At 67.8% G+C, this 22,915-nt stretch carries 20 protein-coding genes; 9 read left to right on the top strand and 11 right to left on the bottom strand.

Annotation, left to right across the window (positions count from 1 at the left end; genetic code table 11):
• Positions 1–416: 416 nt before the first annotated feature.
• Entirely contained in the window at positions 417–671 is a 255-nt protein-coding gene (locus AC5P9W_RS19455) for a hypothetical protein (RefSeq protein ID WP_125437961.1), read from the bottom strand.
• On the opposite strand from AC5P9W_RS19455, the gene AC5P9W_RS19460 reads away from it, so the two are divergent.
• Complete coding sequence (locus tag AC5P9W_RS19460) at positions 664–1,851, top strand: benzoate/H(+) symporter BenE family transporter (RefSeq protein ID WP_049412904.1); 1,188 nt, start codon at positions 664–666, stop codon at positions 1,849–1,851. The genes AC5P9W_RS19455 and AC5P9W_RS19460 overlap by 8 nt on opposite strands.
• A gap of 6 nt (positions 1,852–1,857) precedes the next feature.
• On the opposite strand, the gene AC5P9W_RS19465 is transcribed toward AC5P9W_RS19460, so the two are convergent.
• The 4 genes from AC5P9W_RS19465 to egtB all read right to left on the bottom strand — a co-directional run bounded on the left by AC5P9W_RS19465 (position 1,858) and on the right by egtB (position 7,165).
• A complete protein-coding gene (locus tag AC5P9W_RS19465; protein ID WP_495219402.1) occupies positions 1,858–2,631 on the bottom strand; it encodes a DUF2628 domain-containing protein in 774 nt (257 codons plus the stop codon).
• Between the two features lie 26 nt (positions 2,632–2,657).
• A complete protein-coding gene (locus tag AC5P9W_RS19470; protein WP_274602078.1) occupies positions 2,658–4,844 on the bottom strand; it encodes a lytic murein transglycosylase in 2,187 nt (728 codons plus the stop codon).
• Between the two features lie 78 nt (positions 4,845–4,922).
• Complete coding sequence (gene egtD, locus AC5P9W_RS19475; protein ID WP_478405559.1) at positions 4,923–5,897, bottom strand: L-histidine N(alpha)-methyltransferase; 975 nt, start codon at positions 5,895–5,897, stop codon at positions 4,923–4,925.
• Positions 5,894–7,165, bottom strand: a complete 1,272-nt coding sequence (gene egtB, locus AC5P9W_RS19480) for an ergothioneine biosynthesis protein EgtB (RefSeq protein ID WP_483017142.1) — start codon at positions 7,163–7,165, stop codon at positions 5,894–5,896. The genes egtD and egtB overlap by 4 nt, the downstream gene beginning before the upstream one ends.
• Positions 7,166–7,315: 150 nt before the next feature.
• Here egtB and AC5P9W_RS19485 point away from each other — a divergent pair, with 150 nt between their 5' ends.
• Positions 7,316–8,599: a GGDEF domain-containing protein gene (locus tag AC5P9W_RS19485; RefSeq protein WP_031269293.1), complete on the top strand. Its 1,284-nt coding sequence runs from the start codon at positions 7,316–7,318 to the stop codon at positions 8,597–8,599.
• Here the strand turns inward: AC5P9W_RS19485 and AC5P9W_RS19490 are convergent.
• Positions 8,581–8,973, bottom strand: a complete 393-nt coding sequence (locus AC5P9W_RS19490) for a YchJ family protein (RefSeq protein ID WP_495219403.1) — start codon at positions 8,971–8,973, stop codon at positions 8,581–8,583. The two genes, AC5P9W_RS19485 and AC5P9W_RS19490, sit on opposite strands and share 19 nt — an antisense overlap.
• A gap of 81 nt (positions 8,974–9,054) precedes the next feature.
• On the opposite strand from AC5P9W_RS19490, the gene AC5P9W_RS19495 reads away from it, so the two are divergent.
• The gene (locus tag AC5P9W_RS19495; RefSeq protein WP_019658763.1) at positions 9,055–9,834 is read left to right on the top strand and encodes a sulfite exporter TauE/SafE family protein; all 780 of its coding nucleotides are present in this window, start codon (positions 9,055–9,057) and stop codon (positions 9,832–9,834) included.
• Positions 9,835–9,939: 105 nt separating this feature from the next.
• On the opposite strand, the gene AC5P9W_RS19500 is transcribed toward AC5P9W_RS19495, so the two are convergent.
• From AC5P9W_RS19500 to folE, 4 genes are all read right to left on the bottom strand, one after another.
• On the bottom strand, positions 9,940–13,320 hold the full coding sequence (locus AC5P9W_RS19500) for an ATP-binding protein (RefSeq protein ID WP_021202048.1): 3,381 nt from the start codon (positions 13,318–13,320) through the stop codon (positions 9,940–9,942).
• 16 nt (positions 13,321–13,336) lie between these two features.
• Positions 13,337–14,038 (bottom strand): DUF4194 domain-containing protein, encoded by a 702-nt coding sequence (locus tag AC5P9W_RS19505; RefSeq protein ID WP_019658765.1) that lies wholly within the window; start codon positions 14,036–14,038, stop codon positions 13,337–13,339.
• Positions 14,025–15,494: a DUF3375 domain-containing protein gene (locus AC5P9W_RS19510; RefSeq protein WP_019658766.1), complete on the bottom strand. Its 1,470-nt coding sequence runs from the start codon at positions 15,492–15,494 to the stop codon at positions 14,025–14,027. Before AC5P9W_RS19510 ends, AC5P9W_RS19505 begins: the two co-directional genes overlap by 14 nt.
• 112 nt (positions 15,495–15,606) lie before the next feature.
• On the bottom strand, positions 15,607–16,218 hold the full coding sequence (gene folE / locus AC5P9W_RS19515; RefSeq protein ID WP_004141296.1) for a GTP cyclohydrolase I FolE: 612 nt from the start codon (positions 16,216–16,218) through the stop codon (positions 15,607–15,609).
• A gap of 764 nt (positions 16,219–16,982) precedes the next feature.
• Between folE and AC5P9W_RS19520 the strand changes: the two genes are divergently transcribed.
• From AC5P9W_RS19520 to AC5P9W_RS19545, 6 genes are all read left to right on the top strand, one after another.
• The gene (locus AC5P9W_RS19520; protein ID WP_012481667.1) at positions 16,983–17,438 is read left to right on the top strand and encodes a MarR family winged helix-turn-helix transcriptional regulator; all 456 of its coding nucleotides are present in this window, start codon (positions 16,983–16,985) and stop codon (positions 17,436–17,438) included.
• Positions 17,439–17,546: 108 nt separating this feature from the next.
• On the top strand, positions 17,547–17,756 hold the full coding sequence (locus AC5P9W_RS19525; RefSeq protein ID WP_010487502.1) for a DUF1656 domain-containing protein: 210 nt from the start codon (positions 17,547–17,549) through the stop codon (positions 17,754–17,756).
• Positions 17,753–18,670: an efflux RND transporter periplasmic adaptor subunit gene (locus tag AC5P9W_RS19530; RefSeq protein WP_188250461.1), complete on the top strand. Its 918-nt coding sequence runs from the start codon at positions 17,753–17,755 to the stop codon at positions 18,668–18,670. The genes AC5P9W_RS19525 and AC5P9W_RS19530 overlap by 4 nt, the downstream gene beginning before the upstream one ends.
• Positions 18,667–20,127: an efflux transporter outer membrane subunit gene (locus AC5P9W_RS19535; RefSeq protein ID WP_495219404.1), complete on the top strand. Its 1,461-nt coding sequence runs from the start codon at positions 18,667–18,669 to the stop codon at positions 20,125–20,127. The genes AC5P9W_RS19530 and AC5P9W_RS19535 overlap by 4 nt, the downstream gene beginning before the upstream one ends.
• 3 nt (positions 20,128–20,130) lie before the next feature.
• Positions 20,131–22,170, top strand: coding sequence for an FUSC family protein (locus AC5P9W_RS19540; protein WP_329867596.1), 2,040 nt, complete (start codon positions 20,131–20,133; stop codon positions 22,168–22,170).
• A gap of 94 nt (positions 22,171–22,264) precedes the next feature.
• Positions 22,265–22,663: a hypothetical protein gene (locus AC5P9W_RS19545; RefSeq protein ID WP_288041355.1), complete on the top strand. Its 399-nt coding sequence runs from the start codon at positions 22,265–22,267 to the stop codon at positions 22,661–22,663.
• Positions 22,664–22,805: 142 nt separating this feature from the next.
• On the opposite strand, the gene AC5P9W_RS19550 is transcribed toward AC5P9W_RS19545, so the two are convergent.
• Positions 22,806–22,915: IS3 family transposase (locus tag AC5P9W_RS19550; protein ID WP_288037892.1), on the bottom strand; the 110-nt coding region annotated here is incomplete at its 5' end.

Here is a 22,915-nt window from a genome sequence, read left to right on the forward strand (position 1 = left end):
GCCAGGATCAAACTCTTCACTTAAAACTACATGATCCGAAGATCAAAATTTAAAGCTGCAGATGATTGATGCTGGCAACGTATCGCTTGCTTTAAAACAATTAATAGTTGCTTGATCAAACGTCTGCAAGATGGACAATCATCCTTCCTGCAGGCGCCTTCACAAGATACCTGCGCATACTTTCAAAGATCCGGGGAAGTGGCCTCAGCGCCGTTCCCGTGTGCTGCGAAGTTTCCTTCGTAGCGAGCCGCCCATTATAGCCGGCTTTTCCGCTTCGTCAACACCTTTTTTCAAGGCCGTCTCACCGGAGTGGACGTTGTTGCCGATGCCGCTTCGTCGTTGGACCCGAGGGTCTTTCGTCGTTGCGAGCCGCCTATTATGCCGGACTTTCCGAGTCCGTCAACACCTTCGTTCGATCAACTCGTTCGCCGGTGATGGCGTTGCTGATCGCGTGCCGTTTCCGAGGAAGCGATGCGTTGCAGCAAGGGGGCGAATTCTAGAGATCCTGCAGATTTCGTCAAGGCTTTTTTTTCATGGTGATGACAGAAGCGCCGCGACTTCAGGCATGACGTACGCTCGAAGATCACTGCGGCGTTGCCCGCGCGTTGCGCGGTCAACGCCGCAACGGCTATCAATGCACGGATGCAACAAGGAGAGACGGCAATGAACATGCAGGTGCGGCAAGCATGGTGGCGCGACCTTTCAGTGCCGGCCGTGGTCGCCGGCTTCATCACCGTGCTGGTCGGCTTCGCCAGTTCCGCAGTGATCGTGTTCCAGGCCGCACAGGCTGTCGGTGCCGACCAGGCACAGATCGCCTCATGGATGTGGGCACTGGGACTGGGCATGGGTGTCACCTGCATCGGGCTGTCGCTGCGCTATCGCGTGCCGGTGGTGACCGCATGGTCGACACCGGGCGCGGCGATGCTGGTGGTCGGTGCTGGTGGCGACTCGCTCGCTGAAGCCACCGGCGCATTCCTGCTCGCTGCGGTGCTTGGCATGCTGGCAGGCTTCTCCGGGGTGTTCGCACGATTGATGCAGCGGGTGCCGATGGCGCTGGCCGCCGGCATGCTGGCCGGCGTGCTGCTGCGCTTCGGTCTGGACGTGTTCGTGGCCATGAATTCCCAACTGGTACTGGCACTGGCAATGTTCGCCACCTGGCTGGCGGGACGCCGCTTGTTCCCGCGCTATGCGGTCATCGCCACACTACTGGTCGGCATCGCGGTCGCAGCCAGCCGTGACCTGCTGCACGCACAGCAGGTGCAGCTGCAGCTGGCGGTGCCGCAATGGGTGACCCCGTCCCTGTCCTGGACTGCGGTAGCCGGCATCGCCCTGCCCCTGTTCGTGGTCACCATGGCCTCGCAGAACATCCCCGGTGTGGCAGTGATGCGTGCCTCCGGCTATGACGCGCCGGTGTCGCCGCTGATCGGCTGGATCGGCGTGGTCAATACATTGCTGGCGCCGTTCGGTGCCTACGCACTGAACCTGGCCGCGATCACGGCCGCGATCTGCATGGGCCGTGATGCGCACGAGGATCCGGCACGGCGCTACACCGCCGCCATGGCCGCTGGGGCTTTCTATATTGTCATCGGGCTGTTCGGTGCCACCGTGGCCGCCCTGTTCGCGGCTTTCCCAAAGGAGCTGGTGGCCTGCGTGGCCGGTATCGCGTTGTTCGGCACCATCGCCAACAGCCTGGCCAGTGCGCTGGCAGTAGAGCAGGACCGCGAGGCGGCACTGGTCACCTTCCTGGTCACCGCCTCCGGCGTCTCACTGGCCGGCATCGGTTCGGCGTTCTGGGGCCTGGTGGCCGGTGCGCTGTGCCTGCTGGTGCTGCGGCCGCGTCAGGGCCGCTGACCTGTCCTACCCCGCCAGTGCGGCGCCGACGGTGCTCAACACCACCGAGATGACGATGGCGGCCAGTGTGGCGACCACGCTGGTGCCGCCGCGTGCGGTCAGCTCGCTGCGCAGCCGTGCGTCATCGCCGCCGCTGACGGCACGGGCTTGGGCGATCAGGCGTTGGCAGTGTGCCAGGTACCAGGTGTTGCCAAAGGTGCCGGTGGTGACGCTGAGCGCGATGGTGATGACCAGCGACACGCCTTCGGGCACATCCAGCAAGGTCTCCACCACGCTGATCAGCAGCAGCAGGCCGACCCACATTGCCGCCAGGCGGTACATCCTGCGGTACATCATCCAGATCGGGCCGAGCAGGAAGGCCGGCCAGTGCCAGGTTCCACTGGCGGTGGCAATGCCCTGATCCAGTCGCCAGCGCTGGCGATAGATCGGGAAGTTGCCGCCGACCACGCTGGCGTACAAGGCCATCTCGCCCTCCAGCCCCGCGGCGGCAGCCGTATCCGGTGCAGCGGCGGGGGCTCGATACGGATCGGACGGATCGCCGACACTTGGCGCAACGACCTCAACCGGTGGGGCTGTGTCGATATCCGGAGCCGGCGACATCTCGATGGGCGTTGAATCCTGTTCCAGCTCCGCCAAGGGGCGCCACGAGAGCATGCCTTCGCGCCACAGCAGCGTGCGTGCCGTCACCGTGCCGTCCTGCTGCAGGCGACGCAGGGCGGCCAGGTCAACCGGTCCTTCGCTCTGCCTGCTGTTGGCGTACCACCACTGTGCGTCCTGCATGAAAACATCCTTGCTGCGTTGATTCGTTACCGGGTTACCGGTGTCCACGGTGCCGCGGACAATGTCTGTGACAGGACATGGCTGCCACCCGGCGGCAGGGTCACCACGTCGGGTCCGGCGTTGGCCGCTTCCAGGCAGACGTAGTCGCGCCAGCCCTCACCCACATCTGCCATCTTCGCTGCAGCCTCGGCACCGGGATTCCACGCCACCAGCGAGCGGCTTCCTTCCGTACGGATGTCGATGCGGCGTTTCAGCACCGGATCACGCAGGACATAGTGACCCTTGGCCTGCGTGTAGATGCGGTCGCTGCGCCCGGGATCACGGGGATCGCGCAACGTCCAGGCGCCCTGCTGCCGACGCGGCGTCGCATAGTTCTCGAACTTGTCCAGATAGTCCAGTCCGTCCACGCCGTCCACATCCACCGCGCTGGCATCACCCACGCGGAAGTAGTTGTGCAGCGCCTGGGTGATGCTGGCAGGGGAACTGCCGACGTTCTCGGTGATCAGTCGCTGGGTCAACTGGCGGCCTACGCGCACAGTCATCCTCAATCGCAGGTCCAGGCTCTGCAGCACCGGGGGTGCCAGCGTGAGCTCGATGCTGCCGTCGTCCAGGCGACGGGCCTGTTGCAGTTCCCACGGCACGGTACGGACGAAACCGTGGGCGGGCACGTCGTTGCCCTGGCCTTGGCGGCCGAAGTACGGCCAGCAGACGGGGCTGCCTCCGCGGATCGGCGTGGGCAGTTCGGCGCGCCGGGGGGACAGCCACATCAGATCCGGCTGGCCCTTGGGCACGAAGGAAAGCAGCTGGCCGCCAAACACACTGATGGCCGCGCTGGCGTCGCCGGTTTCCACCAGCCAGGCATCGAGCCCCTGGTACTGCCCGCTGCGTACACCCTGGATCTGCTGCACGTGGGATCGACTCCGTATGGCCGGCGATTGCACGGCACTGTAGTTGCTGGGAAGCATGAAACGCGTGGGCACCGGTGCAGTGCGCGGCGCGTTCTGCAGAGTGCGAAGGATACGCTGTCCCGCGCGCCCATCTGCGTTGGCCCAGCCCAGGCGCTGCTGCTCGACCTGGATGGCGCGACGCGTGGCCGTACCGATCATGCCGTCGGCGCTTCCGATGTCGTGGCCGCGGGCCAGCAACAGGGTCTGCAGCTGGCGGCGCTCATCGCGGCCGATACCGGGATCATCGGTCGGCCAGGCCGTGGCCAGGCCCGTGCCGCCACGCAGCTGGTCGGCCAGCGTGGCGATCGCCAGCGCGTAGCTTTCGGCAGCGTTGTAGCTGTAGATCGCGTCGTAGTTGCGGAACACCAGCAACGCCGGGCCCTTGCCGCCCGCCGGCAGCAGCAGGGCCGCGCGCGCGTCGGCAGGCAGGTTGGCCGGGGCCAACGCGCTGCCATCCAATGCGGTCACACCTTGCGCACGCCAGTCGGCCAGCGCCCGACGCTGGGTGCGCCCGGCCTGGCTGGCGTCGAAACCGGGCGGGATACGCACTTCCATGCCCCACGGCTCTCCGCTGCGCCAGCCGGCGCGCTTGAGGTAATTGGCGGTGGAGGCCAGCGCATCGGGAATGCTGCCGACCAGATCGCGGCGGCCATCGCCATCACCGTCCACGGCGATGCGTGCATAGGTGCTGGGCATGAACTGCGTATGCCCGAAGGCGCCGGCCCAGGAACCGGTGAGCCCCTGTGCCTGCAGGTCGCCGCGGTCGATCAACTTGAGCAGGGCCAGCAGCTCACCACGGAAGAAGGGCTGGCGGCGGCCGGCACAGGACAGCGTGGCCAGCGACTGTAGCAGCGGGCGCTTGCCGAACACACGGCCGTAGTCGCTCTCCACGCCCCAGACCGCGACGATGGTGGCCGGATCGACGCCGTACTGGGCCGACACCCGATCAAGCAGGGCCCGATGCTGCTGCAGCAGGACGCGCCCATCGTCCACGCGCTGGCGATCGACCAGCGCGGCCAGGTAGTCCCAGATCGGCGTGGTGAATTCCGGCTGCGCGTCGAGCAGGCCGAGCACGCTGGGATCGGGGGTGAGCCCGGCGATAATCCCATTGAAGCGGTCGGCACTGATGCCCTGGCTGGCGGCTGTCGATTGCAGGACGGCCATGCAGCGGCTGAAAGCGGCATCGCTGCTGGCCGCAGGCGCTGCTGTCGAAGCGGGTGCCGCGGCGAGCACGGCCGCCAGGCCGAGCGTGGTCAGAATGGGCATGGCGTCCTCCGTGTTGCCGTTGCAGGGCCATCTTAGGCGCAGCGTAGGCGAACCTGAAGCAGCGCGGGCTGGCGGCGGCTAAAGGGCGCGAAGCAGGCGCAGGCCATAGGCCGGGCTTTCAGCATCCCAGCGCCGCACGACCTGCAGGCCCGCTGGCAGCAGCAACGCTTCGAAGCTGTCGTCGGTGTACTTGTGGCTGTATTCGACGCGGATCGGCTCGTCGGCCTGGAAGTGGAAGGTGCGGCCATCCAGACGGACGTCCTGTGCGCGCTGGCTGACCAGATCGGTTTCGATGCGCAGCCGCGCGATGCTGTAGCGGGCGCGGTGGCGGAAGCCGTCCAGATCGAAGTCGCTGCCGATCTCGCGGTTCAGGCGCGCCAGCAGGTTGAGGGTGAATGCAGCAGTGATGCCCTGCACATCGTTGTAGGCGGCTTCGATCAATGCCGGGTCCTTGTGCAGATCGATGCCGACCAGGGCCAGGCCATCGCGGCCCATGGTCTGGCGCATCGCGCGCAGCAGTGCGACGGCATCCTCTTCGACGAAATTGCCCAACGTGGAGCCCGGGAAGAACAACAGGCGCCGCGCAGGCTCGCGTTCCGGTGCCGGGACGTCGACCGCGCGGGTGAAGTCGGCACAGACCGGCAGCATCTCGACGTCCGGCAGCGCCGGGGCCAGATGGTCGATGCTGGACAGCAGCGCGGCGCGCGAGATCTCGATGGGGGTGTAGGCCACGGGGTCCTGCAGTGCCGCCAGCAGCAGCGCGGTCTTGCGGCCACTGCCGCTGCCCAGCTCCACCACATGAACATGAGGACCGACGCTGCGGGCGATGTCCGGCAGCACCCGCGCCAGCAGCGCCAGCTCGGTACGCGTGGGGTAGTACTCGCAGGTCTGCGTGATCTGCTCGAACAGGCGTGAGCCGCGTGCATCGTAGAAATACTTGGATGGCAGCTGGCGCGGTGTGCGCGACAACCCGGCCACCACGTCGGTGAGGATCTGCTGGCGGCCGGGGGTGAGGTCGGTCAACGCCTGCAGCGCGTCGTGAACGGTGCTCATGTGAGGTCCCTGGCCAGGCGCAGTCCGGAGAACTGCCAGCGCGCCGGCGGCATGAAGAAATTGCGATAGCTGGCGCGCACATGGCCCCGTGGCGTGACGCAGCTGCCGCCGCGCAGCACCCATTGGCCGCACATGAACTTGCCGTTGTACTCACCGAGGTTGCCCGCGAAAGGGCGGTAGCCGGGATAGGCGCCATACGCGCTGTGAGTCCACTCCCAGACATCACCGAACAGCTGGCGCAGGCCGCTGCCCTGCCCCGCCTGCGGGTGCAGGTGATCGTCATCCGCAAAGTGGCCCCGCACCGCCTGAGACGCGGCCGCGGCCTCCCACTCGAACTCGCTGGGCAGGCGTGCCCCGGCCCAGCGGGCACAGGCATCGGCCTCGAAGTAGCTGAGATGGCAGACCGGCGCGTGCGGATCCAGCTCGCGCCAACCGCCCAGGGTGTATTCGCGCTGCAGGGTGTCATCCCAGTACAGCGGGTGCTGCCAGTCCTCGGCTTCACGCAACGCCCAGCCTTCACTGAGCCACCAGCGCGGTTCGCGGTAGCCGCCGGCATCGATGAAAGCACGGTACTCGGCATTGCTGACGGGACGTTCGGCCAGAGCATGTGCCGGCAGCAGCACGCGGTGCGGCGGCGATTCGTTGTCGTAGGCAAACGCAGCGTGCTGCGGCCAGGCTGCAGCGCCGACGGTAACGATGCGCTCGGGTGATTCGATCCAGCCCTGTGCACTGGCAGCGCCAGGGGGGGGGGGCAGGTCCTCGCGGTAGGCCGGCTGCAGCGGATTGCACCAGAACGCGTGCTTGATGTCGGTCAACAACAACTCCTGATGCTGTTGTTCGTGCTGCAGGCCGAGCTGCAGGTTGTGCAGCGCGTGTGGGTCCAGGTCACCTGCCGATAGCCGCGACTGCACCTGTGCATCGACCTGCTGGCGATAGTCATGCACCTGCTGCAGCGAGGGCCGTGAGAGGAGGCCGCGCTGCGGCCGGGCATGGGCGGGGCCGATACTCTTGTAGTAGCTGTTGAACAGGTAGTCCCATGCAGGGTCATGTGCAGGCGCAGCCGGGAAGCCGGCCAGCACGAAGCGTTCGAAGAACCAGGTGGTGTGGGCCAGGTGCCACTTGCTGGGGCTGGCATCGGCCATGCTCTGCAGCATGGCGTCCTCGGCGCTGAGCGGGCCGGCCAGTTGCATGCTGCGCGCACGCACGCGTGCGAACTGGTGGGCGAGATCGTGCTGCGGGGCAGCGACGGCGGCGGGTACGCTGTCCATGCCGACAGCATCGGTGCCGGCGGGTGAGTGCGATGTCATGGTCCGGCGTCACTTCGTTCACATGGATGGGCCTGCCGCATTCAAGAAGCCGCCCCGAACGCCGCTAACGGCAATGCTGCGGCCGCGTCGTCACCGCGCTGGAATTCCTGATTGCCCCTGCATCCGCTCCGCCAGCCTGCGCACTACCTGTTCGTGCTGCCCGCCGTGCTGGTTGCCGTGGTGCTGTGGGCGGCGTTGGGCAACGAAGACGTGGCCAGTCCGGCCCAACGCGTTCTGCCCTGGCTGCTGGCCTGCCTCAGTGCCGGCCTGGCCCTTCTCTACCACCAGGTGCGTGCGCTCTGCCTGCTGTTGGTGGTGGCAGTCATGTTCGCGCTGCTGCACCAGGATGTCGGCGGCTACCTGCGCAGCGGCCATGTCAGCGCGCTGACACCGCTGCGCTTCCATGCCATCTCGGCGTGGCTGCCATTGCTGTTCGCCGGCCTGTCGTTGTGGCCGGAGCGTGGGCGGCGCAGGCACGACCTGCTGTTGCGCTCCGTCGCCAGCAGTACGGCATTGCTGATCTTCCTGCTGCTGGCCGCGCAGCAGCCGCGCGGCATGCATGATCTGCTGTCGAACCGTCATTGGGCGTGGATCCCGGCCGACTGGAACGCGCTGGCGCAGCTGCCGGCGCTGCTGTTCCTGCTGGCCACGGCGGCGCTGGGTTGGCAGGCATGGCGCCTTCCGCGGCCGCTGCACACGGCTATGTTGCTGGCGCTGCTGTGCCTGTGGTGGATGCTGCCGAGGGTCTTCCTGCAGCCGGTGCTGCTGCCTGCGCTGGCCAGTGCGGCCCTGCTGCTGATGCTGGGCGCGATGCTGCAGGAGTCGTTCCACATGGCGTTCCGCGACGAACTGACCGGCTTGCCGGGGCGCCGCGCCTTCAATGAGACCCTGCAACGGGCGCGCGGCACCTACAGCATCGCGATGGTGGACGTGGACCACTTCAAATCGTTCAACGACACCCACGGCCACGACACCGGCGACGACGTGCTGCGCCTGGTGGCCTCGCGGCTGGCGCGGGTGGGTGATGGTGGCCGTGCGTTCCGCTACGGCGGCGAGGAGTTCGCGGTGGTGTTCCTGGGCCAGCCGGCCGACGCCTGCATGGATGCCGTGGAAGCCTTGCGGCAGAGCATCGAGGACACCCGCATGCAGCTGCGCGACCGCAGCACCCGCAGCCGCGACGATGACGCCGGGCGTCAGCAACGCGGGCGCGGCGGCAGCGGCCCGGTGGTGCAGGTGACGGTGAGCATCGGCCTGGCCGACAGCCTTGTGGACCCGCGCCCGGCAGCGGTGGTCAAGGCCGCCGACCGGGCGCTGTACGCAGCCAAGGACGGCGGCCGCAACCAGATCCGGGCGAACGCCGGACAGCGGGCTGAGGCTCAGACTGCGTCGAGGTAGTACCAGCGACCGTCGATGCGCAGGAAGCGGCTGTGTTCGGTCATCTTCACCGCGCTGCCGCCGCCTAGCCGGTAGCGGGCGGTGAACCTCACCTCGGCGCTGTCAGCGCCGGTGACGGTGTGCTCATGGACGGTCAGGCCCAGCCAGTGCGTACGCTGCCCGGGCGCGTCATCCAGCGACAACTCGACCGGACGCGTGTCCGGATGCCAGCTCTGGCGCAGGTAGCCTGCCAGGCCCCGCACGTACGCGCTGTAGCGCGAACGCATGAGGCGTTCGGCGTCGGGGACGGTGTCGCCGGCATGGAAACGGCCACAGCAGGCGGCGTACTCCGCGGGTAGCCCGCAGGGACAGGGATCGGCAGGTTTTCGGCTCATGCGCGCATTGTCGCGCGGAGCGCCGCCAGCATCCATCGGCGAAGGGCGTATGCTGTCGCGCCCCCACCTTGATTGATCGCCGTGCTGGAACTGGTTCCCCCCGAGTTGTGGTGGCTGGTGGTGATCGCCTTCATCGCCGGTCTTGTGGATGCCGCCGTCGGTGGCGGTGGCCTGGTGCAGCTGCCGGGACTGTTCACGGTGCTGCCGCAGCAGACACCGGCGATGCTGTTCGGCACCAACAAGTTCAGTTCGATGTTCGGTACCGGTGCGGCTGCCTGGCGTTACGCGCGCAACGTGCGTTTCCCGTGGAAGCCGGTACTGTTCGCGGCTGGTACCGCCTTCATCTTCTCCTTCGCCGGGGCCACTGCGGTAAGCCTGCTGCCCAAGGACGCGGTGCGCCCGCTGGTGCTGGTCCTGCTGATCGCGATGCTGGCCTACACGCTGTGGAAGAAGGACTTCGGCGCGTTGCACCGGCCACAGGAGATCGGCCGCCGCGAGCTGGTGATCGCACTGGCGATCGGTGCGGCGATCGGCTTCTACGATGGCTTCTTCGGGCCGGGTACCGGCAGCTTCCTGATCTTCCTGTTCGTACGCTTCTTCGGGCTGGATTTCCTGCGCGCGTCAGCGGCATCGAAGGTCGTGAACCTGGCCACCAACGTGGCGGCGATCTCGTTCTTCGTGCCGACAGGCAACATCCTGTGGCTGTTCGCGCTGCCGATGGCCGCAGCCAACATCATCGGTTCGGTGGTGGGCACGCGCCTGGCGTTGAAGGGCGGCACGCCGTTCATCCGCAAGCTGTTCGTGGGGCTGGTGGTGGTGCTGATCGCGCGGATGGCGTGGGACACGTTCCGCGGTTCGTGAGGGACGTTATGAAATGGTAGGTGCCAACCTTGGTTGGCACGTTGTTTCAGGTCGCGAAGAGCAGCCGAGCATGGCTCGGCTCTACAGGTAGATGGACCGAGGCGCTCAGGCCTCGGCTTCTTCCGGTTCGTTGGCCTGCTGGCGACTGCGCTCGGGCAGCTTCAGGCGCTTGCCTTCTTCGTCGTACTCGATCAGCAACACCCCGGAGTCGTGTCGGCCGCTGATTTCGACGAAGCAGGCGCCGCCGATGAACGGTTCAAGCGTCATCACCGACTTCAGCGGGGTGGCGACCACCATCTGGAAGCCGAAGTTGTCGAAGATGTTCATCGCCAGCGCGGTGAACTCGTTGTCGGCCTTGTCGAAGGCCTCGTCGAGCACGACCGCCGCGTAGCTGGGCAGCTGGCTGTCGGCGCCGCCGAGCTGGTAGCGCAGCGCTGCCGCCAGGCAGGTGGTGGCCAGTTTCTGGCGCTGGCCACCGGACTTGCCCGCGCCACTACGGTAGATCTCGACCTGCTGGCGCGTTTCCGCATCCAGCTCGACGCCGATGAACTCCACGTGCATGCGCACGTCCAGCACCAGCTCGCGCCAGCGCTTGTCCTCGCCTTCCTGCGAGCCCAGTCGGTTGACCAGCTGGCGCAGCACGGTGAACTGCGATTCGGCCAGTTCACGCTGCTCGGTCTGTTGCTGCGACAGCACCTCGCGCAGCTGCAGGTGGAACTCGGCGACTTCCGGCAGGCGGCGGTCGCTCAGTTCGATGGTCAGCAGCGTGCCACGGTTGAACGGCACCTGCTCCAGGCTGGCATTCACTTCATCCAGGCGCTGTCCGATCGACTTCCGGGCTTCGGCGCTGTGGCGCTGCAGGGCCAGCAGGTTGTTCTTGCTCTGGTTCTGCAGCAGATCGAAGAAGCGCTCTTCGTGCTGCGGCAGGCCATCGCGTTCCAGGCGTTCGAGGCGGGCGAGGAAGTCCTCGGCCGAGGCCACCGAGACGGTGAAGTCACCCGACTCCTCCGGCCACTGCTGGATGAAGCGGCGGAAGCAGCCGATCAGCTGGTTCTCGATGCGGTTGAGGTCCTGCTGCGAGGACGACAGCTGCTCGTTCAGCGCGTTGCTGACCTGGCGCATGTGCGCTTCGAGCGTTTCCAGGCTGAGCGGACCCTGCTCCTGCAGGCGCTCGGCAAGCCCGGCCTCCTGCTCCTGGGCCAGGGTCGGCAGCACCAGTGCACGGCTCTGCTGGCGGGCGCGATCGAGACGGTCGCGCTCCTTGACCAGCTGGCCGCGTTCGACGCGAACGTCCTCATAGGTGCGGCGTGCCTGTTCGATATCCGCACGCACGGCGTCGATCTGCTTGGCCAGCCTGGCGAGATCGGCGTTGCCTTCGCGCAGGTCGCGCAGGGTGGCTTCGATATCGCTCAGGCGCTGCTGCGGAGCGGCGATGTCGATCTCGTTCCAGCTGATGCTGACCAGCTCGTGGCAGGCCAGGCGGCGTTCGTTGTCGCGGTCACGTTGCCCGCGCAGGCGCGCGATGTCGGTCTCGCAGCTGGCGATGCGCTTGGCCAGTTCCTGGGCTTCGCGCTCGAAGGCACCGACCTTGTCGTGGTTGTTGAAGCCGAGGATCCAGCGGCGGCGGTCGCCCACTGCACTGCGGTCGTCCTTCTCGAAACGGTCACCGGGATGCTTGACCTGGCCTTCGCGGGTGATGCCGCGGTCGACGTTGCGCAGTTGCTTGGCATCCACGCATTCGTAGTCGAAGCGCTTGCCCAGCTCCCGGCGCAGCCAGCTTTCGAACACATGCTCGCGCAGTTCAAGCTTGTGCAGCAGCGATTTCGCCGAGGGTTCGCGCGCGAACGCATCATCGTTGCGGCGCACGCGGTAGTAGGTGAAGCGCATGCCCAGGTGAGTGCGGTTCACCCACTCGGCAACATCGTTGTAGTGCTTGTCGTCGACCAGCAGCGACAGCGCGAAACCGCCCAGCACGCGCTCGATGGCACCCTGCCAGCCCTGCTCTTCCGCGCGGACCTGGATCAGTTCACCTACGAACGGCAACGCTGCCTCGGCGATGCCGGTCTCTTCGGCCAGGCGCGCACGCAGCTTCTGCATCGGCGCCGGGATGTTGGACGGTGTGCGCTGCATCGCTTCGAGTTCGGCACGGACTTCGCCGAAACGGCGCTCGTCATCGCGCTTGCCACCGAGGCGATCACTGATCGCATCGTCCAGTGCCGAGGAGGCACGCTGGCGATCCTGCAGCTCGTTCTGCGCGCGCTCGACCAGTTCGGCGAAACCGTGCGCGTCGTCCGGCAGTTCGGCCCCCAGCTGCTGTGCCGCCTGGCGTGCCTGCTCGCGCTTGGCCTGGCGCCGGTCGCGCTCAGCTTCGGCACGACCCTGCTCGCGTTCCAGTTCCTCGATGCGCTCACCGCCCTGCTGGCGGCGCTGCAGCTCCAGTTCGGCCAGGCGCTCGGTGTGATTGTCCAGTGCAGCACGGCGCTGGGCTTCTTCGCCAAGCAGGCCGCGGTCACGCACGTCCATCTCGCGCAGGCGCGCTTCGATCAGCGCCTGGCGGCGGCTCTCGCGGAAGCTGTCGACGCCAAGTTTCAAGGCTTCGTCGTCACCGCGCCGGCGGTGCATTTCCTTCAGGTCGTTGTAGTAGGCGCGCGCCGGCAGCAGGGTTTCCACCTGGCGGCGGGCGGTGACCACCGCCTGGTGTGCGCCATCAAGCTCGGCGAAATCGCTGACCAGGCGCTCGGCGGCGTCGAAGGTCTTCGGCGTGTCGAGCATGAAGTCGCGCAGGAAGACGTTGAGGTCTCCCAGGTTCTTCGCCGACTGCGTCTTGTGCAGCAGGCGCAGCGCCATCTCGTTGTCGATGCCGAGCAGGTCGCGGAAGCGCTCGGCGTAGCCGGAGAAGGTGTCGAAGTGGTGCAGGTCGGACAGCTTCTGCTTGAGCTTGCGCAGGTCTAGGTCGAAGCCGCCGAGATCCTTGGCGATGTCGAACGGGCGCTCGGCGATCATGTAGTGCTTGCGCACATCGCCGGCCGAGGTGCCGTTGCCGGAGATCCAGAGCAGGCGCACCAGGCTGACCACGCGGCCATCGCCGGCGCGGTATTCCAGCACCAGTGCGGTCCAGGTGGCGCCTTTGCGCAGGTACTGGGTGGCGATTTCGCCGGTGCCGCTGTCCTGCTGGTCAGCCCACGCGCCACGCACGTAGGACACCAGGTTGCGGTCGCGGCCGCTGCGCTCGGCTTCACGCGCAGCGGCGTTGAAGTCGACGATGGCCGGCGGCGTCAGCAGCGCGGACATGGCATCGAGCAGGGTCGACTTGCCCGAGCCGGAGCGGCCGACAAACAGGAAGCCGCGCTCGGCGATCGGCACTTCGGTCAGGCCGTTGAAGGTGCCCCAGTTGTGCACCTGCAGGCGGCGCATGCGGAACTGCTGCAGGCGCGGGTCCGGCAGGCCTTCGTTGAACAGTGCGGGAGTGTGCTTGGAGATAGCCATGCGATGGTCGGGTCTCTCAGGCCTCGGCGGCCGGGGTTTCGCGCAGCTGGCGGTACACCGCCGAAAGCTGGGACACGTCTTCGGCGGAGAACAGCAGCTTCAGCGCCGGCGAGACTTCGTGGCGGTCATCCTGGCCGCTGAGGCGGGTCAGGATGTGGTTGTCCTTCATCTTCTGCACCGCCGAGGCAACGCGGCGGTTGAAGCCGGCGCGGTCGGTGGACAGGTTCTTTTCATAGATGGCCAGCGCTTCGGCCATCTCGGCGTCGGCGACCACCGCGCGGTTGCCGCGTGCATCGGCCTCGGCCAGCTGCTGGCGCAGGTACAGCAGCAGCACCGAGTCGATGAAGGTCAGCGGCGAGGTGCGCAGCAGCACCGGCGCATCAACGTCTTCGGTATCGGCCTGGCGGGTGAACGCCACGCCGCTGTCGCGGTCGAGCACCAGTTCCAGGAACAGGTCCGCCAGCGATGAGCGGATGGCCGCTTCGCTGCGGATCAGCGCGGGCCACAGCTTGGCGTGGCGCAGCTGGTCGATGCTGGGGCCGATCAGCAGCTGGCACAGCGCGCGGCGCGCATCCAGCGGCAGGCGCCCGGTGTCGCCGAGGTAGTACACGTCGTTGCCACGGCGGGGCTGCGCCATGGTCGCCGCCGGCTCGGCCTCGTAGGCGTCTTCCGCCACGTCGGCCTGCGGTGCTTCGATGGGATCTTCATGCCAGCTCATGGCGTCTCTCCTGGGTGAACCAAACCAGCGGGATGCGGGCGCGGCGGATCTGGCCGTCGCCACCGCGCCATTGCGCAAGCTCCTGCTCGCCGGCGACCACGTTGCCGAAACGCGTGCCCAGCGACAGGTAGCCGATGACGCTGCCGAGGCCCTGCGGCGCTTCGCGCTGCGACAGGGCCTGGGCGATGCTGAGCCGCGGCTGTGCATCGAGCAGGTCGTGCAGGTCGCGGCGCAGGGTGCGGAAGTCGATTTCGGACGAAGCGACCAGATCGCCGACGCTTTCCAGACTGATCGCGGCCGCGTCGTTGTACTCGACGTTGCCATCGACCTGGGCACTGCGCGGATCGTGCAGCTTCCATTGCGACCACGAACGCAGGCGGCTGGTGGTCAGCTGCAGGTCGCGGCCGATGCCGCGTTGTGCGGGGAACTCGTCACGCAGGGCCAGCGCTTCGGACTGCGCCTGCTTGAGCAGCTGGTTGAGGCGGCGCTGCTCCAGATAGCCACGGCTCTGTACGAAGCCGCGCAGGCTGCGCGCGAAGTGCTGCAGCACGTCGTGCACCTGGCCACCGCGCTCGAGCATGGTGCTGGTGAAGCCGCGCAGGAAGTTGCGCTCGTTGCGGTCCAGGCGCCGGGCAAAGCCACGCGCCAGCACCGCTTCCAGCGCGGCATCGAGCTGGGCGCTCTGCTCGGCGTCATTGAGCAGACGCCAGAAGGCCTGGAAGCTGCGCCCTGCATCACTCTCGCCGATCACGTCCACGCCTTCGAACAGCTGCGACAGCACGTCGCCGCGCTCGCCTTCATCGTCGATGATGCGTTCGCGGAACTCGCGGTTGAGCTGCTCGAAGTCATCGCGCACGCGCCGGAAATCCTCGGTCAGCTCGTCGGCCAGGCCGATGATCTGGCGCGCACGTTCCAGGGCGCGCTTGCCATCCAGCGCGGTGACGCGGCCGGCGCCGACGCGGGCGATCTCGGCGTCGATGCGGTCGCGCTCGTCGCGCAGCGCCGAGAGGCGGGCATCGGGGTCGGACTCGGTCTGCGCGGCCAGCTGCGAGAGCTGTTCGATGACCAGTGCCAGGCGGCTCTCGGTGGCGGCCACGCGAGCCTGCTCGAGGCCGTCGGCGAAGCGGATCGCCTGTAGCGCTGCGGTCGACAGCTCGTACTGTTCCTGGTCGGCGCCTTCGGGCAGGCGGCGCTCCAACCAGCCTTGGGCCAGCCAGTGCGCGATGTAGGCCTGCGCGGTCCGCGGCAGCTCGCGCGAGAGTTCATCGCCGGCCAGCTGGTCCAGCGCGCGCTGCAGGCGCTCGTTGAGCACCGACGAAGGCAACGTGCGCTCGCCGTCCATCAGCAGGCCCTGCAACAGGCCGATGATTTCCGGGGCATGGTCGGCGGCAAGCAGCTTCCACTGGGGCTGTTCGCGCAGGTGACGGTAACGGGCAATGCGTTCGCGATGCTTCATGCAGCGAAAAGAGTCATGAGGTCTGGTGGGGACAAGCAGCCACCCACGGCGGCTGCGTGGGCAGCCGTGGGCATGCCGGCCACCAGGGGCCGGCGCGGTGCGGGCAAGCGGCTCAGCGCTTGCCGCCCACTTCGATGAAGCGCAGGAACTCGGCGCGGGTGCGCGCGTCGTCGCGGAAGCTGCCCAGCATCTTGGAGGTGACCATGCTGACGCCGCGCTTGTGGATGCCGCGGGTGGTCATGCACTCGTGGGCGCCTTCGACGACCACGCCGACGCCGATCGGCTGCAGCACGTCCTGGATGCACTGGGCGATCTGCGCGGTCATCTTCTCCTGCACCTGGAAACGGCGGGCGTAGGCTTCGACGACGCGGGCCAGCTTGCTGATGCCCACCACCTTGCCGGCCGGCAGGTAGCCGACATGCACGCGGCCGATGATCGGCGCCATGTGGTGTTCGCAGTGGCTTTCGTACTCGATGTCACGCAGGACGATCAGTTCGTCGTAGCCGGCCACTTCCTCGAAGGTCCGCTCCATGTAGGCGCGCGGGTCGTCGCGGTAACCGCTGAACCAGTCGCCATAGGCTTCGGCGACACGGCGGGGGGTATCCAGCAGGCCTTCACGGGACGGGTCCTCACCGGCCCAGCGCAGCAGGGTGCGCACGGCATCCTCGGCCTGGTCCTGGGTCACGTCGCCCTGCGGGGCGGCCTTTTCGTTGTTCTTGCTCATTGCGTACAGCGTCCCGAACGGGGGGCGAGCATCGTACCCGACCGGGGGGTGGGTCGTCCTGTTGGGACGGTTCATCGGGGGTCGTTGTTGGCGCGTCGTTGCTATCGATTTGGAGTGGGAGAGGGGGCTGCGCAGGACACGCCGTGAACCCCCCTCCGGGGTCCGGCCCAGCCGCTGGCGGCTGTGCGTTCGGGCGCTTGCGAGGCATGCCTCGCAGGCAAAGCGCCCTCACCCCTGGGGGCTCGGTGGCGCCATCCATGGCGCCAACGGTCCTGCGCAGCCCCCTCTCCCCCTCCTTGACAGTTTCCCGCGGGCGCGGCCGGACCGCCCGAAAGCGGGGTCAAAAGCAGGGGTTCATGGCTTCGGAAACGGCGCGCCGCTGCTTTGGCCACTGCCCTGGTGGGTGCGGACCGCTGGTCCGCACTGCTTCTGCTCTTGCTTCTAAGAGCCAACCCACCGCGCTCGCGGGGTGATGGGAAGGCAGCGGGGGCCGGGCGGGGCAGGACCGTCCGCGGCATGGATGCCGCGGCCGAGCCCCCAAGGGTGAGGGCGCTTTGCTTGCGAGGCATGCCTCGCAAGCGCCCGAACGCACAGCCGCCAGCGGCTGGGCCGGACCCCGGAGGGGGGTTCACGGCGTGTCCTGCACCGTCCGGCCCGCCCTGCCCCACCCGACACCAGGCAGGCGCAACGCTTTCCTCACTACACCCCCCATTCAGAAAAACCTATTGATAGGAATGAAATTAGTAGTATCCTATCTATCTCTTATGGACCGACCTCTCGACGAGCGCACCGTGCTGCAGATGCAGCTCAGCTCCGGCCTGCTGTACGCAGGGCGGCAGTGGCAGCGCCTGGCCGACAGTCGGCTCGGCAGCTACGGCATCTCCACCGCCTGCACCATGCCCCTGCTGATGATCGGCCGCTCCGGCGGTGGCATCCGCCAGGTGGCGCTGGCCCAGCAGCTGGGCATGGAGGGTCCTTCCCTGGTGCGCCTGCTGGACAAGCTGTGCGCCAGCGACCTGGTCCGCCGCGAGAGCGACGCCAGCGACCGCCGCGCCAACCTGCTGTGGCTGACCGACGCGGGCCATGCGCTGGTCAGCGAGCTGGAAGACCAGTTGATCGGCCTGCGCCAGGACGTGTTCGGCGAGCTTTCCATGGATGAACTGCACGCCGTGCTGAAGGCATGGCGCCTGCTGGCCGAGGCCGCCGACCGCATCACGTAAGAGCGCTGCCCCCGAACACCGCCGCTGCCGTGCACACGCCAGCGGCTTTTGCCCGTTGCCGTAGTTCTGTTGTCCCTCCCCTCCCCCACCTCGCCCCCGCCCCTTCCGATGCCCGGTGAATTCAGTCTCCATGGAGTGTTCGTCCCGACCCTGCTCGGGTTGATGTTGTTGGCCTACCTGGTCAACAGCGGCCTGCACGCGCTGCTGCAGCGTGCCGGCGCCTATCGCCATGTATGGCACCCGGCGCTGTTCAACCTGGCGCTGTACGGGATCGTGCTTGGCCTGCTGTTCCACCTCCTGCGTTGGATGCAATCGTGAACAAGATCGTGAAGAAGACCCTGCCCATACTGCTGACCAGCGCAGCCGTGATCGTCGCCCTGCTGGTGCTGCGCCAGCTGTGGGTCTATTACATGGATGAGCCGTGGACCCGCGACGCCCATGTCGGTGCCGACGTGGTGCAGGTGGCACCGGACGTGTCCGGGCTGGTGGAAACGGTGAACGTGGCCGACAACCAGGCGGTGAAGAAGGGCGACGTGCTGTTCGTGATCGACCGCGCGCGCTACCGCATCGCGCTGGAACAGGCCAAGGCCAGCTTGGCCGAGCGCCAGGCCTCGGTGGCGCAGCTGCGCCGCGAAATCGGCCGTGACCGCAGCCTGCAGGATCTGGTCGCCGCCGAGGACGCCGAAGTGCGCCGCGCCAAGCTGCAGGCTGCACAGGCTGCGCTGGGCACCGCACAGGCGGCGGTCGACCTGGCCGAGCTCAACCTGGGCCGCACCGAGGTGCGCGCACCGGCCGATGGCCGGGTCAACGACCGCACCATGCGCGTGGGCGACTACGTGGTGGCCGGCAAGCCGGTGCTGGCGCTGCTGGACACCGGCTCGTTCCGCATCGACGGCTACTTCGAGGAAACCCGCCTGCGCGGCGTGGCCCCGGGGCAGCGCGTGGACATCCGCCTGATGGGCGAATCGGCGCCGCTGCGCGGCCATGTCGAGAGCATCGCCGCCGGCATCGAGGATCGCTACCGCAGCAACGGCAGCACCCTGCTGCCGAACGTGACCCCGGCCTTCGACTGGGTGCGCCTGGCCCAGCGCATTCCGGTGCGCATCGCCATCGACGAGGTGCCCAAGGGCGTGGAACTGATTGCCGGCCGCACCGCGACGGTGACCGTGGACACCGGCCGTCACCCGCACAACGACAAGGTCGGCACCGCGCCGACACAGGCGGGCCTGTGAACGCCACCCTGCCCCGTCTCGGCCTGATCGTCGCGCTGGCCAGCCTGGCCGCGTGCAGGACCGTCGGCCCGGACTACGCGCTGCCGGAAGGCTCGGCGTTCAAGCGCCCGGAGGCCAATGCGGCCTTCATCGATACGCAGAACCCGCAGGTGGCCGCCAACCAGGCGCTGCCCGACCGCTGGTGGTCGCTGTACAACGACCCGGTGCTGGATGGCCTGATCACCCAGGCGCTGCGAGACAACGTCGAACTGAAGGCCGCCGATGCGCACCTGCGCCGTGCGGCGGCGGTATACCAACAGGCGCTGGACGCCGGTGGCTTCGAGTACGAAGCCGAGGCCGGGGTCAGCCGCGCGCAGCTGTCGGCCGAATCGTTCCTGCAGGAGCACGAGCTGCCGGTGATCAACCTGGCCGATGGCAAGTTCGCGGTCAGCTACCAGTTCGACCTGTTCGGCAAGCTCAAGCGCGGCGCCGAAGCGGCGCGTGCCGACGAGCAGTCGGTGGCGGCGGCACGCGATCTGGCCCAGGTCAGTGTGGTCGCCCAGGTGGCCGACAGCTACCTGGAAATCTGCCATGCCAACCACGAACTGCACGTGGCCGAGCATTCGCTGCAGCTGCAACAGCGCAGCCGCACCGTTACCGAGCGCCTGATCGCGGCCGGCCGTGGCACGCCGCCGGAGCTGGCCCGCGCCAATGCCCAGGTGGCGCTGCTGGAAGCCGCGCTGCCGCCGCTGCATGCGCAGCGCTCGGCGGCCGCCTATTCGCTGGCCGCCCTGCTCGGGCAGACCCCGGGCCAGCTGCCAGCTGGCGTGATCGACTGTGCACACGCCCCCGGCCTGGCGCAGCCCCTGCCGGTCGGTGATGGCCGTGCGCTGCTGCAGCGCCGCCCGGACGTGCGCCAGGCCGAACGCAAGCTGGCCTCGGCCACCGCGCGCATTGGCGTGGCCACCGCCGAACTGTATCCGGACATCCGCCTGGGGGCCTCGGTGGGTGCCGCCGGCCTGCTGGAAGACTTCGGCACGCCGATGACCCAGCAGTGGTCGATCGGCCCGCTGATCTCATGGACGCTGCCGTCGTCCGGCACGCACGCACGCATCCACGCTGCCGAAGCCGGTGCCGACGCGGCGCTGGCCGAGTTCGACCACACGGTCCTGCAGGCGCTGCGCGAGACCCAGACCGCGCTGGACCGCTATGCGCAGGACCTGCGCCGGCTGCAGTCGTTGCGCATCGCGCAGGAGCAGGCCGCGCTGGCTGCCGAGCAGAACCGCCGGCTGTACCAGGGCGGCCGCACGCCGTACCTGTCCAGCCTGGATGCCGACCGCAGCCTGGCCACCAGCGATGCCACGCTGGCGGCCGCCGAAGCGCAGGTCTCGCGCGACCAGATCCATCTGTTCCTGGTGCTGGGCGGTGGCTGGCAGGCAAGCGCCACCGCGCCCAACGCCTCGACCGCAGCGAAGTAAGCCATGAACGCGCTGACCGACCGCCAGGCCTGGCTGTTCTCGATCAAGACCTACCTGGCCGCAGTGGCCGCGCTGTACATCGCCATGGCCGGCAACCTGTCGCGCCCGTACTGGGCGATGGGCACGGTGTACATCGTCAGCCAGCCGCTGCTGGGCCCGACCCGGGCCAAGGGCGTGTACCGCATCGTCGGCACCCTGGTGGCCGGCCTGGCCACCCTGCTGGTGCTGCCGGCACTGGTGGAAACGCCGCTGGTCCTGAGCGCGGCCATGTCGATCTGGCTGGCCGGCTGCCTGTTCATGGCCCTGCTCAACCGCGGCCCGCGCGGCTACGCGTTCCTGCTGGCCGGCTACACCACCGCCTTCATCGGCTTCCCCGCAGTGACCTCGCCGGAAACCATCTTCGACACGGTGGTGGCGCGCAGCGAGGAGATCATCCTCGGCACGGTGGTGGCGGTGCTGTTCGCCTCGCTGCTGTTCCCGGCCTCGGTGCGGCCGATGCTGCGCGCCCGCATCGGCAACTGGATGGAGGACGCCGCGCAGTGGTGCCGGCAGATCCTGGAACGTGGCCGTGCACACGTGCCACGCAACCGGTTGGCCGCCGACCTGGTGCAGTTCGAGGCATTGATCGAGTTCCTGCGCCGCGACGACCCGCGCCATGCCGGTTCGGCAGTGTCGATGGAGCGGCTGCGCGAACGCATGCTGCTGCTGTTGCCGGTGCTGTCCTCGATTGCTGACCGCCTGAGCGCGCTGCGCACCGATGGCCAGGCCCTGCCTGAAGGTTTGCCGGCGCTGGTCGATGACATCCACGACTGGCTGGACGGCCCGACCAACGCCAGTGAGTACGCGCGGCTGCGCGCGCGCATCAGCGCGCTGAAGCCGCAGGTGGACCGCGACCTGCAGCACCTGCAGCTGGCCAGCCTGCTGCTGCGCCTGGAGGAGCTGGTGGACCTGTGGCAGGACTGCCGCACCCTGCAGCACGCGATCGATCAGGGCACCGCGCCGCTGGACCGCGCGCACTATCGCATCCGCACCGAACGGGTGGCCGCCGACAGGCACGTCGACTACGGCATGGCACTGTTCTCCGCGCTCAGTGCCGGCGTGGCACTGATGAGCTACTGCGTACTGTGGATCGCGCTCGGTTGGGAGGGCGGTGGCAACGGCGCGATGATGGCGGCGGTGACTGCCGCATTCTTCGCCGCACAGGACGATCCGGCCCCCAGCATGGTGCAGTTCCTGGTGTGGGCGATGGTCGCCTCGGTGGTGGCCGGCGTGTACCTGTTCGGCGTGTTCCCGGCCGTGCACGACTTCGGCCTGCTGGCGCTGGTGCTGGCGGTGGCGTTCCTGCCGCTGGGGCTGATGCTGCACCACCCCAAGAGCGCGTTGTTCGCGCTGCCGCTGACAGTGAACCTGGCCGCGCTGCTGAGCCTGCAGAACACCTACAGCGCCAACATCCAGACCTTCCTCAACTCGTCGATCGCGATGTTCATCGGCATTGGCTTTGCAGTGGTGATGACCCGCCTGTTCCGTTCGGTAGGTGCCGAGTGGACCGCACGCCGGCTGGTGCGGCAGGGCTGGACCACGCTGGCCGAAGCCGCCGAAGGACGCGGCCAGCAGGATCGGCAGCGCTTCGCCGCACGCATGCTCGACCTGCTGGGCCTGCTCGCCCCGCGCCTGGCGGCGACGCCCGAGGGCAGTGACATCGCCTCGGTGGACATGCTCAACGAGGCGCGCATCGGCCTGAACATCCTGCAGCTGCGCCGTGCACGGCTGGAACTGCCCGAGCGCAGCCGTGAGGCGGTCGAGCACATTCTTGAAGAGATCGCCGTGCACTACCGCCGGCAGATCGCTGCGCGCAAACCGATTGTGGCGGCCGACGCATTGCGCGAGCGGTTGGATACCTCGCTGGGACGGGTCGGCAACGTGGCCGCCTGCAAGGCGCGCGACGAGGCGCTGATGGGCCTGATCGGGCTGCGCTTTGCGTTGTTCCCGGAGGCGAAGGCGTTGGCGCCGGGATGGGTAGGCGCCGAATCGCCGTCCGTGTAATGCGATCCGCCAGGCGCGGCCCGGCGCTACCATCGTGGCCCGGTAGCGCCGGGCCATGCCCGGCGGCCACTCGCAATCCCCACAGGACGGTTCAATGAGTTACGACATGATGGTGTTCGAGGCCAGCGCGGCCCCGCGCGAAGCGGCGGCCTTCATCGCCTGGTTCGAGAAGCAGACGCAGTGGAACGAGCGCCACGAGTACGACGACCCGGCGGTCAGCAGCCCGGCGCTGCAAGTGTGGTTCGCGGAGATGGCGCAGGACTTCCCGCCGTTGAACGGCCCGTTGAGCAACGACGATGACGATCGTGCCGAAGTGACCGAGTACAGCATCGGCCGGCAGGTGATCTACGGCGCGTTCGCCTACTCGGTGGCCGAGCGCGCGCATGGCCGCGTTCAGGACCTGGCCGAGAAGCACGGCGTGGGCTTCTTCGATGTGAGTGCCGATGAAGCGGCGATCGTGTTCCCGGATGGGTTGGTGCTGATCGCGGAATGACGGGGGCGGCAGGGCTGCGCCCTGCACCTGCCGAGGCAACGTCAACGTCAAAAGCGGGTGTTCCTTGGGATGGCGGGGTGGGTCCGGTTGAGGGGGACGCCGTAAACCCATCCTGAAGTGACCCCCGAGACTTGGACAGGGGTCAGGCGGCCGATTGGGCCTGTTGGGCCTGCTCCCGGTACTGTACCGGGCTCAGGCCCTTCAATTTCAATTTGATGCGCTCCTGGTTGTAGTACTGGATGTATTCCACCA

The organism is Stenotrophomonas sp. YJH_SMC_33 (assembly GCF_059372295.1).